Consider the following 14218-nt stretch of genomic DNA (forward strand, 5'->3'; position numbering starts at 1 on the left):
GATGGGCTCACTGGTTCAAAAGGCAAATCATATTCCTCCTGTCGATTCGGCTGATTAAAGTTTTCGAGGGGCGGAAGGGCAGAGGAAGTGGGGCAATCTGGCGCTTATTCTATTTGCCGTCGTCGCCCCATCCGGGCAAATCCAGGATACAGTCCGCCACGCGGTCCAGATTGGAGCGGCCGAGCTCGTCTATATACGGAGCGTGATCGCGAAAATAGTCGGGATGCCCGCCGATAACCGGGATTGCGATCCGCTTCTGGGGCGCGTGCTTCAGCGGGTTCCAGCGGGGGACTACCAGTGGTCCGTTCCTGTCCCAGCCGCCCCAGCTGCCGAGACGGCAGATCGGGTCTTTGGACGACCCTTCGCTGCGCCCGGCGGCGTACAAATAACGCACCCGCGCCTGCATCTCCGGCGGGATGGAGCAACGCGGGCAGCCGATCTGCGCGATGCGGATGTCGGGTTTCCAGCTCCCGCCTTCTCCCTCGCTCCCGGCTTGCCGGAGCAGCGTCATAGCAGCATGAACGGATGCTACGCCGCCGCCGCTATGGCCGATGAAGAGGAGCCGGTCCGCCCCCGTACAATCGCCGATCGCGCGGATTATCGCGCTGCCGCCGACCGAGCGCTCGAAGCGGCCGCTGCCGCGCAGCGCCATGTCCCGCCGCACCTCGCGGATTTGCCGGAGCAGCGGGCTGCCCCAGTCCCCGTACGGGAACAGCAGCGCCGCGTGCGCGACCCGCAGCCCCTTTTGCCGCTCCAGCATCGATACGATCCGCTTCAGTACGCCTTGCATAAAGTCCGGTGACGTGTACACCCCGGCGGCTGCGAATACGAACGTTTTATCTGCTTCTGTTCTCGAAAGCTTGTGCATCGGCGATCCTTTCCAGCGAGCTCGGATGAGTGGAGCGGAACAGCCGGACTAGCGGAGACGGGTCCACCTCGTCAAGCGTAGCTAACGCCAGCTTCTGCTGCATGCTGACCGCGCTGTGTGAAGAGCCGATTAGCTTCTCCGCATACCGGTCGGCCGAACTCTCCGCCTGTCTCGATACGGCGTTCGATACCGGCAAGGAGACGAAGGAGAGGACCGACAGCAGCAGCAAAATAAGCGGAAAGGCGGCGGCCTGTCCCGGCTCGCGAATGCCCCAGCGATCCCCCCAGCGGCGAATGAGGAAGCGCAGGAGAATGCTGCCGACCAGGAGCAGCGCCAGCGAGCTGCCGATCGCCCCGAGAACGCTCCATTCGAGATGATGCATGACGTAATGGCCGATCTCGTGGGCGACGATGAGCAGTACTTCGTCGTCGTCCATCCGCTTCAGCGTCGTATCCCACAAAACGATGCGCAGACTCGGTCCGATGCCGTCGACATAGGCGTTGAGCGCATTCGTTTTGGTCGACATGTCGACCTGGAACACCCGCTGTGTCGGAACGCCGGCGTCGGCGGCCAGCCGTTCGATTTTTTGCTCGAGCGCCGAATCAGACAGCCGCGAAAACTCGTTGTACAGCGGATCGATGACGACGGGCTGTATGTACATCAGGAACAGCGTGAACGGCACGGACAGCAGCCACAGCTTCAGCCACCATCTTCCGCCTCTACGGATGATCCAGAAAGCGACGACTGCTACGGCGAGCGTAATTAGCGTATTCACCCCGAAGGCGACAAGCTTGTCGTGCAGCCAGCCGGTAAACGGCTGGGTCGAGATGTGATGGCTGCGGGACAGCGTGTAGCCGACAAACCGCAGCGGGAGCTGTACGAGAAACGCCACGGCGCTCACGAGAAACGCAAGCGAGACCAGCCGCAGCGCGAAGGGCATGCCGGTGCGCTCCAGCTTTTGCTCCCATCGTTTGGCGAAGCCGCCGAACAGCAGCACGATATAGATGCCCCATTCCCACGGGTATGCGATGAAAAACAGCCAATTGCGCTGAGCGGAATACGTTTCGCTGGCGCTAAGCTGCTCTGTCGTCATGAACGTGGCCGGATCGGCCGGCGTTCCTTTGTACACGTCCGGTACCGTATTGGACGCTGCGTACCATAAATAGATGCCGATTAGGATGGCATACACCGCAAACAGGATGTAATAGAGACGGATCGGCTTGTTCAAAGGAAAACCCCTTTTCCGTTAAAAATCTCCAGCTTCATCCATCATAGCATTCGCAGACGACGCAAAAAAGACCCGCCTTAGCGGGAGGCTGCACAGTATTGTGGGCGGAACATGCATAGCGGAACCATTTTTCGGCTATATATGGCTCCGCCCATTGCTTTGGCCGGAAGCGGAGACCGCGATGCCCGCTTATCGCCTCTTTCCGCCGAACATAGCGCCGACCGCATCGAACAAATCCTCGTCCGCCCAGCCGTAGCAGTAGTAGAGCACGTCGTCGGCATCGCTCGCTAGCGCCTCTCCGAGCGCGAGCGTGAGCTCGTCCGGGTGTAAGTTCCACATCTGGACGCCGCTGAAGATGCGCGTTCCCGGCTTCGAGAGCGCACGGGCTTTGCGGTTTTCGTCTGCCACGAAGCGCAGCGGAAAGCCGTCGCGTCTGAATGCCTCGTACGAGAGCGGATAGTTCATCCCGAACAGCTTCAGGAAAGCCTGAAACGCCCTCTCCCGATCTTCGGGCTCAGCGGCGAGACTGTCGATCAGCCCTTGCACGTCGGCCCCGCCGCCCAGCTTGTGATAAGGGAAATGCTTCAGCGCCGGGGCAAGCTCCCTCAGACGAGTGTAGTCTTGCCCGAGAATCCAGGCGTAACACGGCGGCCACAGATCGAGCCAGCAAACGATGGACGGATCTCGGCTGCGCAAGCTCGCGACGAGGCGCTCGATGAAGGAAGAGACGCTGGACTGCTTGAAGCGGACCCAAGACTGAATCACCGCCGAGCCGGATAGACGCAGGAAGGCTTCGTCGAACTTTTTCTCCCCGAGCAGGCTGGTAATGCTGCACAATTCCGCCTTCAAAGCGCCGGTGTCGATCCCGAGCCGGGCCATGCCGCTCACGCAGTTTGGACAGAAGCAGCTGAACAGGCCGTTCGGATTCACACGCTCGCCCGCCCAGTCCGGAAAGCGGAGCCTGTCGAGCAGAAACGTCTTGCACCCGTACTGCCGGCTGGCAGCCGCCAGCACATTCGTCCACATGTCTACGACATAAGGCCCGTTCGGGCAGAGCCAATGCTGAACCGTACGGCCGCTGAAATCGACGACGCGGCTCGCCTCCAGATCCCCCTCGAAGCTGCCGTTCAATAGGTTGACCCACGGAACGACCGAATAAGGAGCGTCTTCCAGCGCCTCGAGCAGCCGGGCAAGGCTATCGGCTCCTTGCTCCACGGACGGATCTATCGTCTGGTACAGCCGCGGCGACAGCTCCCGCGTATCGAGCCGCAGATGAAACGTCCCCGTGCCCTGCACGACTCCGCGAACGGGGTTATGGGGGAGCACGCCCGAAGGGTACGGGTTTCTTTCGAAGATCGTATTCATTTCTGGCAGCAGGAGCTGCACCGAGTTCATTTTGCCGACCCGCTCTAGAATCGCCGCAGGTCCTTCGTCCAAAATGTCGTGGGGATGTAGATGAATGCCTCCCATAGCCGTCACATCTCCTTATGGCGCTTTCCGAACAGCCGCCTTATGTAATCAAGTCGTCGGATTAGATGTTCGTGAGCTCGCGATCGTTTCCTTCCGCTACAAACGCATTCAGGCCAATAGGTCATCATAGTACCGAAAGCGGTCATCATGTTCCTGTACAGGAAAAGAAGGAAGTCCCCTTGAACGCAGGGACGACACCTGCTAAGCTGGCTATAGCAAAGCAGGACTTAGGCAAGATAAACAGGGAGGCCAAGCAACGATGACGGATTGGAGAACATGGGGATCGGAGCAACTGACGACGATTGCTCAGGAGAAACAAGCCGCTTACGACGAATACAAAAGCCGCAAGCTGAAGCTGGACATGTCGAGAGGCAAGCCGTGTCCGGAGCAATTGGATTTGTCCGGCGGCATGCTGGATGTACTGAAGCCGGGAGGCCGGCTGACAACCGAGGACGGGACCGATACGCGCAATTACGGTGGGCTGGACGGGATTCCCGAAGCGAAGCGGCTGTTTGCGGATATTTTGGAGGTAAAGCCGGAGGAAGTGATCATCGGCGGCAGCTCCAGCTTGACGATGATGCACGACACGATAGCCAGAGCGATGCTGCACGGCGTTTACGGCAGTCCGGCGCCTTGGGCCAAGCTGCCGAAGGTGAAATTTTTGTGCCCGAGCCCGGGATACGACCGGCATTTTGCCATCTGCGAGCTGTTCGGGATTGAGATGATCATCGTGGACATGCTCCCGGACGGGCCGGATATGGACCAGGTCGAGAAGCTGGCGGCCGAGGACGAGGCGATCAAGGGAATCTGGTGCGTGCCGAAATACAGCAATCCCGACGGGATTACGTATTCGGATGAGGTGGTGGACCGGCTGGCCGGGATGAGCGCGAAAGCCGCGGACTTCCGCATTTTCTGGGACAACGCTTATGCGGTCCATCATTTGACGGACACGCCCGACCGGTTGAAGCCGATGCTGGCTGCCTGCAAGGCTGCGGGCCATCCGGACCGCGTCTTTCTGTTCAGCTCCACGTCCAAAATCAGCTTCTCCGGCGCTGGCGTAGCGGCGATGGCGGCAAGCGCCGCCAACATAAGCTTCATCCGCCGGCAGCTATCCGTGCAAACGATCGGGCCGGACAAGCTCAATCAGCTGCGCCACGTTCGCTTCTTCGGCGGCATGGACGGCATTCGCTCCCATATGGCGAAGCATGCTGACATCCTGCGGCCTAAGTTTGATGCCGTGCTCGGTTTGCTCGCGTCGGAGCTTGGGGATACGGGCATCGCCTCCTGGAACGAACCGAACGGCGGATACTTCATTAGCCTGAACACGCTGGACGGCTGTGCCAAAGAAGTCGTTGCAATGGCCGCGGAAGCGGGCGTCACGCTGACCCAGGCGGGAGCGACGTTCCCGTACGGCACCGATCCGCGGGACCGCAATATCCGCATCGCCCCGTCGTATCCGTCGCCGGAAGAATTGCAGGCCGCCATTCGCGTGCTGATCTTGTGCGTGCAGATCGTCAGCGCGAGAAAGCTGCTCTCCGCCCGCGAAGCTTAAAGGAACCGCTGCGGCAGCTTTTGATTTACTTGGAGAAATAGTGCATAACCGCGCCGAGCACCTGCTTGTAATAAGCATCTCCGTGCGGCACGAAATCGCAACGCTTTAGCAGGCGGCCGCTCGATACGAGCCGGCCTTCTTGCTGCGTCTCCAGCCCGTCCGCCCATACCGCTTCCGCTTCTCCTGCGAACAGCTTTGCCGCGTCCGCCGCGTCCGCTCTCACGATCCCGACAACTTCGTCCGGCTGCAGCCGGTATTGCTCCAGCGGGAGATCGCATTCGTACAGAAACGTATGATAAAACTCTTTGTCGATCAAATCGCGGTAGCGCATTTCGATCGGAATCGTTCCGATTCGGGTAAGGCTTGCGAACGGAACGTCCAGACCAAGCTCCTCTTCCAGCTCGCGCACGCCGTCCTCCGGCGTTTCCCCGGCTTGCAAATGTCCGGCGCAGGTGATGTCGTATTTGTCCGGAAACGTGTCCTTCTCCGGATGCCGCTTCTGAAACAGCAGCTGCGGCTGCCCGTGCTCCCCCCGCGTAACGATCCAGCAGTGAAACGTTTGGTGCCAGTAGCCCTTTGCATGCGTTTCTGCACGAGTGGCAGTACCGATCCGGTTCATCGCCCCGTCGAAAATATCGAACCGTTCTTCGTTTTTGTTCAAGCCGTTTCCCTCCGCTCCTGGTCGCGGGTGTCCTGCCTAATGGAAACCCGGACGTTACAGGCTCCTGTTCCCGCTACACCAACAATAAGCCGTCACAGCGCAAATAGCAACGATTGCCGGCAGGGAGCTGCGGTCCTGCTGTCGTCAGCGATCCCCCGAAATGATAAAATAAACGTAACTTGCGAGCGACCCCGCATGATGCGATTGAACAGGGCATAACGGAACAGGGATAGAGACAGGAGAGGGATGGACAATGCGAAGTGTGGAACCAAATCGGAGCGGGAAGCCAAACGTGGCGATGATTGCGGCGATGGACCGCAATCGGATTATCGGCTGCCGAAACGCCATTCCTTGGCGGCTGCCGGCGGAGCAGCAATATTTCAAACGGATCACGATGGGGCATACGGTGTTAAGCGGACGCAGTAACTTCGAGGCGATGAAGCGGCCGCTTCCCGGCAGACGCAACGTCGTTTTATCGCGGGACCCGGGGTACGCCGCCGAAGGATGCGAGATCTTGGGGTCCGCCGAAGAGGCGCTGGCCCGTTATGCGACCAATGAAAGCTCCCCGCTATTCATCATCGGCGGAGAGCAAATCTACAGGTTATTTTTGCCATATGCGCATACGCTGTATTTGACCGTAATCGACGAGGCGTTCGAGGGTGATACCGTGTTCCCCGAATATGACGAGAGCGAATGGACGATCCTCTCCCGTATGAGGGGGCTTACGGACGAGTCCAATCCGCACCGGTATGAATATCTTACCTATCGACGCAAATGTTAGGGATTCCGCGTACTGTCGTTCCAGCGTTACGTCCGTTTCGTGCGCCGGATTTCTTCCATTTCCTTGCGCATTCTTTCCCGATAACGCAATTCGACGCGAATGGAATAAATGAAACCGATAAGGCCCAGGACGGCGACCGCTATCAGAATCGGAGTGGTATAAGCAGGCAGCACGTTAATAATTCCCCCAGTCACGAATGTAATGGATAAAAATGACTATTTCCTATACTTCAAATTATACACCATATATTGAATAATCATCAACAATATTTTGAACGATTTTCAAATCTCTTATACTGAATGTCAGAGGTGATAGAATTCATGACTTTCGGTGCGAGATTAAAGAGCGCCAGAAACAGCAAACGTCTCACCCAGCATCAAGTGGCTGATCTGCTCGGCCTGAATTTTACGACGATATCCAAGTACGAAAACGACAAATCGCAGCCTGATAATGAGATTTTACAAAAAATGGCCGTTTTGTACGATGTTTCAATAGATTGGCTGCTGACCGGAGAACCGGGCGGAGCTACCGAATCCGGAGGCAAGGCAAAGATGTATTTCGACGGCGAGGTCGAGGAATTGACGAGGGAAGAGGCTGAGCATTTGCGGGACAGTCTGGAAATGTTCCGGCTCCTTAAGGAGAAGCGGGCCAAGTACGGAATCCAGCGCAAATCCGACAAATAATACTCGGCCAACAGATAGTAGATGCGGCAACGGCTGTTCGGCGGGCTTGTCCCCGTGCGGGAACTGCTTCATAAGCAGGCTGCTTACTCGTATTGTACCAAATTTTGCCTTATTTGAACAAGAGATGAACGTAAACTTGTTAGTAAATTAGGTTTATAAGGAAAAAACAGGAAGCTGGCGGAAGAGAAAGAACTCCGATACCGGGAGCGGACAAAACGAATATCCAAACACGATGTAAAGGTCGCTACTTTTGGCGACCTGTTTTTCTGTGGCTTTGTAGTTGATTCTAGTTACACCCTCTGCAAAAGGTAGTCCGACAGCTCTCGGGCGAACAGGGATGCGGCCAGCGACAGAGAAGACTCGTCCGCGGCGACGACTCCGATCGAGCGCTCCGGAAGCGGCTCTGAGGTGCGGATTTCGAGCAGCGCTCCCGATTCCAGCTCCTTTTGCACATAATCGCGCGTCACGAAAGAAATGCCCATATTTTTGACGGCAAATTCAATGCTGAGGTCGACGCTGCCCAGCTCGATATCCGGCTCCAGCTTGAGCCCGCGGGTTTCGAGGCAGGAGCGCAAAAACGTCCGGGTCCGGCTGTCCGCCGACAGCATGATAAGCGGCTGCCGCACCAGTTCCTCCAGTTCGATCGGCCGCGGTGCGAGAGCGGCGAAGGCCGGACCCGCGACGAAGATGTCCCGGATTTTCTTTTGCACGGTCACTCTGTAGCCTTCCGCAGGCAAATGCACCATGCAGCAGTCGATCGCCCCCTCGCTCAAGCGTCCGAGCAGATGCTCGCTTTTGCCGTGGGTCAAGCAAATTTTAATGCCGGGATGTCTCGCCCGGAACGCTTCGAGAAACGGCAGCACATAATATTTGCACAGCGAATCGCTGGCGCCGAGACGGACGATGCCGGACAAGTACGACTTCATCTCGCCGATTTTCCGCTCGCCGGCTTGCAGCAGCCCGAACGCCTGCTCGACGAAACGGAACAACACGCGCCCTTCCTCCGTCGTGTCCACGCCTTTTGACTTGCGCACGAGCAGCTTCACGCCGAGCTGTTCCTCCAATTGCCGGATCGCATAGCTGGCGCTCGGCTGGGTCATGTACAGCTGCTCCGCCGCTTTGGTGATGCTGCCGCAGACGACGGCGCGGTAAAACACTTTGTAGTGATCCATGGCGCTCATGATATAGAACCTCTCTATGTAAAATATACAAAACATCGATTATCTGTATATCGTATTCGCTTCTATAATGGAAAGCAAGCAGCAGCTTTTATTTCCATGAGGAGGAACGATAAGATGTTTGTAACGGAACCCGATTTGGAAGCCAGATCCCCTTGGTCCCAGCTTCATACGATCGCGGAGGCGGAGCTTGCCCCGCCCTCCGGCCCGCCGCAGCAGGCGGTCATTCACGCCCCGGGGAGCAAAAGCGTTTCGAATCGCGTGCTCATCATGGCGGCGATGGCGCGCGGCCGCTCCGTGATTGGCAACCTGCTTCGCAGCGACGATACGTACTGGTGTATCGACGCTTTGCGCCGGCTCGGCGTGCCGGTATCGGTAGCGGATGAGGCGGTGACGGTCGACGGGATCGGCGGACATGCACCGGTCCGCGAAGGCAGTTTGTATATGGGCGCCGCCGGCACGGCAGCGAGATTTTTGCCCGGACTGCTGGCGGCTTGTCCGGAAGGACGGTGGCGGCTCGAAGGAAGCGCCAGCCTGTCCGCAAGACCGATCGGTCCGCTGATCGAAGCGCTCCGTGCCGCCGGAGCGGATATCCGCTACGAAGGGCGCGAAGGAAGGCTGCCGATTGTCATAAACGCAGCAGGGCTGCGGGGCGGAACAGTCGAGCTGGCGGGAGACGTCTCCAGCCAGTTCATCAGCGGTCTGCTTATGGCCGGAGCGTACGCGGCCAATCCGCTGGAGCTCGTCGTGCCCGGCGGCATCGTCCAGCACGCCTATGTCGGCATTACGGTCGATTGGATGCGCCGCTTCGGAGCCCAGGTGACGCACAGCGACATGTATGACCGGTTCGAGGTGATACCGGGCCCGTATGCGGGCCATGAGCTGAAGGTCGAAGCGGATGCTTCTACGGCATGCTACTATTTGGCGTTCGCCGCCTTGACAGGCGGGCATGTGCATATTCCGAATTTGCGCGCGGATACGCGGCAGCCGGATATCGCGTTTACCGATATTTTGCAGCGAATGGGCTGCCGGATCGCCAAAGGGCCTCGCGGGGTCGAACTGTGGGGGCCGGAGCGGCTGCGCGGAGGATTCACCGTCAGCATGAAGGAGCTGTCCGACCAAACGCTGACGCTTGCGGCGATCGCGCCGTTCGCCGATGCCCCTATCACGATAACGGACGTCGCGCATATACGCCATCACGAATGCGACCGGATTGCAGCCATATGCGAATCGCTTGGCCAGCTCGGCATCGCTGTGGAGGAGCACGCGGACGGGCTTACCGTGTTTCCGGGCACGCCTTCGGGCGGGCTGCTGCCTACGTATGACGACCATCGCGTGGCGATGTCGCTTGCCCTGATCGCCGCCAAGGTGCCGGGCATCCGGCTGCTGGATCCGGGCTGCGTATCTAAGACGTGTCCCCCGTTCTTCGATCATATGCGCAGCTTGGGAATGCGCGTCCGCTTGAAGCCGAAAGAGGGGCAGGCAGACGCTGCCGATTCGTAAACGGAAGCGGGTCGCGCGCGACAAATAAACATGTCGCGCGTGGCCACCCGTTTTTCGTACGTTAACGATCCCCCGATTCCAATAAATATTTGGCAAAACCGACCGGATTCGAATAAATTTGTTGAAACGCATCCAGCATATTGCCTTGTTGAAAGCTGTACCTGAGGTCGCGCCCATTGCATTCGATGAACATGGGGAAACCGTGCTCCGTCAGCCCAACATCCAGCCCGATATCGGCCAGGCGGGGCAAATGCCGGCTGAGCTGACACGCCACCCGCAGCGAAAAATCGCCGATCGCGGCTCGAACCTGCTCGGGGTTTAGCTCTGGATACGGACCCAGTACCTTGTCGAGCGAATAAACGACTCCGCCCTGGGCTACATTCGTCCGGAACGCGCCGGGCTTCGCAACCTTGGCGGCGATGCCGGTCACCTGCCAGTCCCCGGTTTCGTTCCGCTGTACCGATACGCGCAGGTCAAACGGTCTGCCGCAGTATGTCGCCAGCGGCAGCAGCTGCTGAACGAGATACGGCCGTGAGCGCAGCTTGCGTCTGACTATGGCAGGAATGTCCGGCGGACGAAAGGCGATCTTCCGCCCGTTTTTTGCCGCTCCGTGCAGCAGCCAAACGCCGTTTGCCGCTTCCTCCAACTTCATGATGCCGAGTCCGATGCTGCTGCTGTTCGGCTTCAGAATAAGCTTCGAATAGTCGCCCATCATGTCGCGGATCGCAGCTGGCGTCGCCGGACGGGTTACCGGCAAATGCGGGCGAAGCGAGGGCTCCTCCATGAGCCGCTCGTGAATATACCCTTTGCCGTACCGGTTCCATTCGTTGAATATGCGCTTTCCGTCTTCCGCGAGACGCCGGATGGCCGCCTTCGGCTGCTTGTTCGTATACAGCGTGCGGTTATGAATAACCGACGGTACGGGAATAAGGCAGCGCTTGTAGCCGATCTCCGACTTGACGTAGGCATGGACGAACGGCTGTCCCGGCTTGATGTCCTTCAGTCTGAAAAAGCAGGGCGTTACGCCGTGAAGCTTTCCCGCTTTCTCATAGCAAGGGAGCGATTCGTGATACGTGCGCCCGCTCGGGATGCGCCGGTACCAGGAGTCGTTCACAAGAATGCCGATGTATCGTTTATCCATGACAGTTTTCTCCACCTCCCGTATACCGTATGCGTACCGTAAGGCTCCCGTATGGACGAGTGCGTACGGGCTATTGTTTACGGGAGCGGCGCCGCCGGGCGTATAATCCCCCCACTTGTTTCCATATACTAAGGTCGCTTTCCGATGTTGATTGCGGAAAGATGCCGGACAGGGCATACCGATAAACCGAAAGGACGTGACGTGGTGGGCCGCAACCAATCGAACAACAACGGGAAGCGCAAACAGCCGGGCAATCGGGGAGATTCCCAGACCGCACAAGCCGGTACGTCGAAAGAAAAGTAGCACCCGTCTGCCGGGACAAAATCGACCACATAACGTCCATGTCCCGCAAGCGGAGTGAAACCGGGCTTCCCCGAACAAGTCTCGGAAAAGGGCAAACGTCATGCAAGAGCCGCTGGCTACTTGCGTGACGTTTTTTTGTTGGCCGGGGGGAGGAAAAAGTATCGACGCGCTGCGCGATCGTCTGTATAATAGCTGAAAATAGAGAAGCGGGGGAGGAATCGGATCGTGAAACGGACGAGCTGCAGCAGTAAGTATCGCAAGCGGCCTGGCGGCAAAGGGAGCGGAAACCGAGGACCGTGCCGCATTAAAGGGCGTTTGGCGGCGGACGGCAGCCTATGAGCAGTAGCGGGCTGCACGATTTTTTCGCCCCTGTCGCCTTCTCCGTTTGGGTATCGGTCATAGCGAGCTTCGTCGTATTCGTCTTCGGCATTGCCGCAGCCTGGTGGATGAATCGGGCGCGTTTCCGCGGCAAAACGGTAGTGGAAACGCTGTTCCTGCTGCCGCTCGTCCTTCCTCCGACCGTTGTCGGCTTGATTCTGCTCGTCCTTCTCGGAAGAAGGAGCTGGCTCGGCAAGCTGGCGGAATGGCTGTTCGACAAACCGATCGTATTCAGCTGGCAAGCAGCCGTCATAGCCGCTTCGGTCGTCGCCTTTCCGCTCGTGTTCCAGACGATGAAGGCCGGCTTCGCCTCCGTCGACCGCGATCTAGAGGATGCCGCCAGATCGATGGGCGCTACCGAATGGCAGCTGTTCCGCCACGTGACGGCGCCGCTTGCCCGCCGCTCGCTCGGGACCGCGTACGTACTCGGCTTCGCCCGCGGGCTCGGGGAGTTCGGGGCGACGCTTATGATCGCGGGCAATATTCCCGGCAAAACGCAAACCGTTCCGACCGCCATCTACGTAGCCGCCGAGAGCGGGAATATGACGATGGCCTGGTGGTGGACCGGCTCTGTTGTTGTCATTTCGTACGCGTTATTGCTGATCGTCCCGAGAGCCAAATAACCTGCAGACAAAAGAAAGGGGCTGCCCGCATGCAAGCAGATAGCCGGTACATAACACCCGAAGTCGTAATGGAGCTGGCGAGGCGAACGGTCGCGGCGATAGCGGATGAGCCGCAAGAAGGCCGTAATATCGATTAGCAGCGGGCTCCGCACGCGCATATGATGTAACGAGCTTTACGGCGGTATTTCCGCTCAAAGCTCCCAATCGTCCGGAATCGGCGTTATCGGCAGGAGCCGCCGCCGTTTACGCCGGCGATTCGCCGGGAGGTGAGGATCGTGCCGCAAACTCGAATTATTGTAGATTTATCCGATCGTATGCTTCATCTGCTTCAAGACGAGCGCGTTGTCCGTTCCTATCCTGTCGGTATCGGTAAAATGCTAACGGCAACTCCGACCGGACAGTTTACGGTTGTAAATAAGCAGCCGAACCCGGGAGGGCCGTTTGGCGTTTTCTGGATGGGGTTGTCCAAGCCGCATTACGGCATACACGGAACGAACGATCCGACTTCCATCGGCAAGCTGGTGTCGCATGGCTGTATCCGCATGTTCAATCACGACGTTCTCGAACTGGAGCGTTTGGTGCCGATCGGAACCCCCGTGACGATAAGACCGTAGTCCGCCTGACAACCGCCGCAGGCTGTTAGCAACAATTGGAGGTGGACGTTTTGTCCCGCACGAAGATTGCGTTCGTTACTCCCGGGACGTTCCCCGTTCCTTCCGGCCGGAGCAGCTCGGTCGAGCTCGTAGCCACGCAGGTCGGGGAACGGCTCAAACGTCAGGCGGAAGTGACCGTATTCGGCAAAAAAACGAGGCGGATGTCAGCCAGCGGCTGGCGCGGGGGGATCCGCTTCGTCCGCCCGGCCCGCAAACCGTATATCGGTCAAGTGGCGAGGCTGCTCAAGAGCGACCATCCGGATCTGATTCAGGTGGAGAACCGTCCCCGAAACGCCCGCTATTTGAAGCAAAAGCTTCCGGCTGCGCCGGTCGTGTTATCGCTGCATTCCACCGCCTTCATGTCGCCACCGCATATCTCCCCTTCCGCGCTCCGGTTATGCCTTCGCGCTGCCGATGCGATCGTCGTAAACAGCCAATATTTGAAAACAAGAGTCGTCGCCCAGGATGAATCGATCGCGGAAAAAGTCGTGGTGAGTTATCCCGGGGTGGATATGCAGCGCTTCGTCTCGCGCTGGACGGCGGAGGAGCAGGCGAAGCGGGAGGAGCAGCTCGCCCGGCTCGGCTTGTCGGGCAAAAAAATCGTGCTGTATGTCGGACGGTTCATACCGATCAAAGGCGTGCACCATCTCGTGGCCGTCATGCCGACCATAGCCGCGCTGGAGCCGGACGCCGTGCTGCTGCTTGTAGGGGGAGCGTATTACGGCTCGAACCGGCTCACCCCGTACGTCAGGAAGCTCCGGCGGATGGCCCGGCTCGCTTCGCCCCATATCCGCTTCGTGCCGTTCGTGCCCCACGAGCAGATTCCCGCGTGGTTCCGGCTCGCCGACGTCGCCGTCGTGCCTTCGGCCGAGCAGGAGGCTTTTGGGCTCGTCAACGTCGAAGCGATGGCGTCCGGCGTGCCGGTAGTCGCTACCGCCGCCGGCGGGATGAAAGAAATTATCGAGCACGGCGTCTCGGGGCTGCTGGCCGATCCGGCCCGGCTTCCCGAGCAGCTCGTCCATCACGTATGCTCGGTGTTATCCGACGAAGCGTACGCCAGAAGCCTCGGCGAGAGGGGGCTCGTTCGGGTGCGCGACCAGTTCACGTGGCAGCATACGGCCGAGAGGCTTGTGGAACTGTACCGCTCGCTTGGCGTTCGTATCGGCGATGCTGAAGCCCCTGGACAGGAGTGAACG

Annotated in this window: 14 protein-coding genes; 7 read left to right on the plus strand and 7 right to left on the minus strand. The window is 58.8% G+C overall.

Going from position 1 to position 14218, the window contains the following annotated elements; all coding sequences use genetic code 11:
• Positions 1-109: 109 nt before the first annotated feature.
• The 3 genes from D7M11_RS09250 to D7M11_RS09260 form a co-directional block, all read right to left on the minus strand.
• The gene (locus tag D7M11_RS09250) at positions 110-868 is read right to left on the minus strand and encodes a hypothetical protein (protein WP_120746916.1); all 759 of its coding nucleotides are present in this window, start codon (positions 866-868) and stop codon (positions 110-112) included.
• Positions 837-2096, minus strand: a complete 1260-nt coding sequence (locus D7M11_RS09255) for a M48 family metallopeptidase (protein ID WP_120746917.1) — start codon at positions 2094-2096, stop codon at positions 837-839. Before D7M11_RS09255 ends, D7M11_RS09250 begins: the two co-directional genes overlap by 32 nt.
• A 189-nt stretch (positions 2097-2285) precedes the next feature.
• On the minus strand, positions 2286-3566 hold the full coding sequence (locus D7M11_RS09260) for a hypothetical protein (protein ID WP_120746918.1): 1281 nt from the start codon (positions 3564-3566) through the stop codon (positions 2286-2288).
• A gap of 259 nt (positions 3567-3825) precedes the next feature.
• Between D7M11_RS09260 and D7M11_RS09265 the strand changes: the two genes are divergently transcribed.
• Positions 3826-5118, plus strand: a complete 1293-nt coding sequence (locus tag D7M11_RS09265; protein ID WP_120746919.1) for an aspartate aminotransferase type Ic — start codon at positions 3826-3828, stop codon at positions 5116-5118.
• A gap of 25 nt (positions 5119-5143) precedes the next feature.
• On the opposite strand, the gene D7M11_RS09270 is transcribed toward D7M11_RS09265, so the two are convergent.
• On the minus strand, positions 5144-5779 hold the full coding sequence (locus tag D7M11_RS09270) for an NUDIX hydrolase (RefSeq protein WP_240041019.1): 636 nt from the start codon (positions 5777-5779) through the stop codon (positions 5144-5146).
• A 253-nt stretch (positions 5780-6032) separates the two neighbouring features.
• Between D7M11_RS09270 and D7M11_RS09275 the strand changes: the two genes are divergently transcribed.
• Positions 6033-6560 carry a dihydrofolate reductase gene (locus D7M11_RS09275; RefSeq protein ID WP_120746920.1) on the plus strand — a complete coding sequence of 176 codons (528 nt, stop codon included), beginning with the start codon at positions 6033-6035 and terminating at the stop codon, positions 6558-6560.
• Between the two features lie 26 nt (positions 6561-6586).
• On the opposite strand, the gene D7M11_RS36355 is transcribed toward D7M11_RS09275, so the two are convergent.
• Positions 6587-6733 (minus strand): hypothetical protein, encoded by a 147-nt coding sequence (locus tag D7M11_RS36355; protein WP_158606527.1) that lies wholly within the window; start codon positions 6731-6733, stop codon positions 6587-6589.
• Positions 6734-6880: 147 nt separating this feature from the next.
• On the opposite strand from D7M11_RS36355, the gene D7M11_RS09280 reads away from it, so the two are divergent.
• Positions 6881-7243 carry a helix-turn-helix domain-containing protein gene (locus tag D7M11_RS09280; RefSeq protein WP_158606528.1) on the plus strand — a complete coding sequence of 121 codons (363 nt, stop codon included), beginning with the start codon at positions 6881-6883 and terminating at the stop codon, positions 7241-7243.
• A 290-nt stretch (positions 7244-7533) separates the two neighbouring features.
• On the opposite strand, the gene D7M11_RS09285 is transcribed toward D7M11_RS09280, so the two are convergent.
• Positions 7534-8424, minus strand: a complete 891-nt coding sequence (locus tag D7M11_RS09285; protein WP_158606529.1) for a LysR family transcriptional regulator — start codon at positions 8422-8424, stop codon at positions 7534-7536.
• A gap of 114 nt (positions 8425-8538) precedes the next feature.
• Between D7M11_RS09285 and aroA the strand changes: the two genes are divergently transcribed.
• On the plus strand, positions 8539-9924 hold the full coding sequence (gene aroA, locus D7M11_RS09290) for a 3-phosphoshikimate 1-carboxyvinyltransferase (protein WP_120746923.1): 1386 nt from the start codon (positions 8539-8541) through the stop codon (positions 9922-9924).
• Positions 9925-9985: 61 nt separating this feature from the next.
• Here aroA and D7M11_RS09295 read toward each other — a convergent pair whose 3' ends face one another.
• Positions 9986-11065: a YheC/YheD family endospore coat-associated protein gene (locus D7M11_RS09295; protein ID WP_158606530.1), complete on the minus strand. Its 1080-nt coding sequence runs from the start codon at positions 11063-11065 to the stop codon at positions 9986-9988.
• A gap of 638 nt (positions 11066-11703) precedes the next feature.
• On the opposite strand from D7M11_RS09295, the gene modB reads away from it, so the two are divergent.
• From modB to D7M11_RS09310, 3 genes are all read left to right on the plus strand, one after another.
• Complete coding sequence (gene modB / locus D7M11_RS09300) at positions 11704-12369, plus strand: molybdate ABC transporter permease subunit (protein ID WP_120746925.1); 666 nt, start codon at positions 11704-11706, stop codon at positions 12367-12369.
• Between the two features lie 275 nt (positions 12370-12644).
• Positions 12645-12983, plus strand: a complete 339-nt coding sequence (locus D7M11_RS09305; RefSeq protein ID WP_120746926.1) for a L,D-transpeptidase — start codon at positions 12645-12647, stop codon at positions 12981-12983.
• Positions 12984-13033: 50 nt separating this feature from the next.
• Positions 13034-14215, plus strand: a complete 1182-nt coding sequence (locus D7M11_RS09310) for a glycosyltransferase family 4 protein (protein ID WP_120746927.1) — start codon at positions 13034-13036, stop codon at positions 14213-14215.
• Positions 14216-14218: the final 3 nt, after the last annotated feature.

It is taken from the genome of Paenibacillus ginsengarvi, from assembly GCF_003626695.1.
Taxonomy (GTDB): domain Bacteria; phylum Bacillota; class Bacilli; order Paenibacillales; family NBRC-103111; genus Paenibacillus_AB; species Paenibacillus_AB ginsengarvi.

Excerpts from the sequence above, each read along its gene's own strand:
- D7M11_RS09250 (WP_120746916.1), bottom strand. The coding sequence starts at position 868 with ATGCACAAGCTTTCGAGAACAGAAGCAGATAAAACGTTCGTATTCGCA.
- D7M11_RS09265 (WP_120746919.1), top strand. The coding sequence starts at position 3,826 with ATGACGGATTGGAGAACATGGGGATCGGAGCAACTGACGACGATTGCT.
- D7M11_RS09280 (WP_158606528.1), top strand. The coding sequence starts at position 6,881 with ATGACTTTCGGTGCGAGATTAAAGAGCGCCAGAAACAGCAAACGTCTC.
- D7M11_RS09295 (WP_158606530.1), bottom strand. The coding sequence starts at position 11,065 with ATGGATAAACGATACATCGGCATTCTTGTGAACGACTCCTGGTACCGG.
- D7M11_RS09275 (WP_120746920.1), top strand. The coding sequence starts at position 6,033 with ATGCGAAGTGTGGAACCAAATCGGAGCGGGAAGCCAAACGTGGCGATG.
- D7M11_RS09285 (WP_158606529.1), bottom strand. The coding sequence starts at position 8,424 with ATGAGCGCCATGGATCACTACAAAGTGTTTTACCGCGCCGTCGTCTGC.
- aroA (WP_120746923.1), top strand. The coding sequence starts at position 8,539 with ATGTTTGTAACGGAACCCGATTTGGAAGCCAGATCCCCTTGGTCCCAG.
- D7M11_RS09260 (WP_120746918.1), bottom strand. The coding sequence starts at position 3,566 with ATGGGAGGCATTCATCTACATCCCCACGACATTTTGGACGAAGGACCT.
- modB (WP_120746925.1), top strand. The coding sequence starts at position 11,704 with ATGAGCAGTAGCGGGCTGCACGATTTTTTCGCCCCTGTCGCCTTCTCC.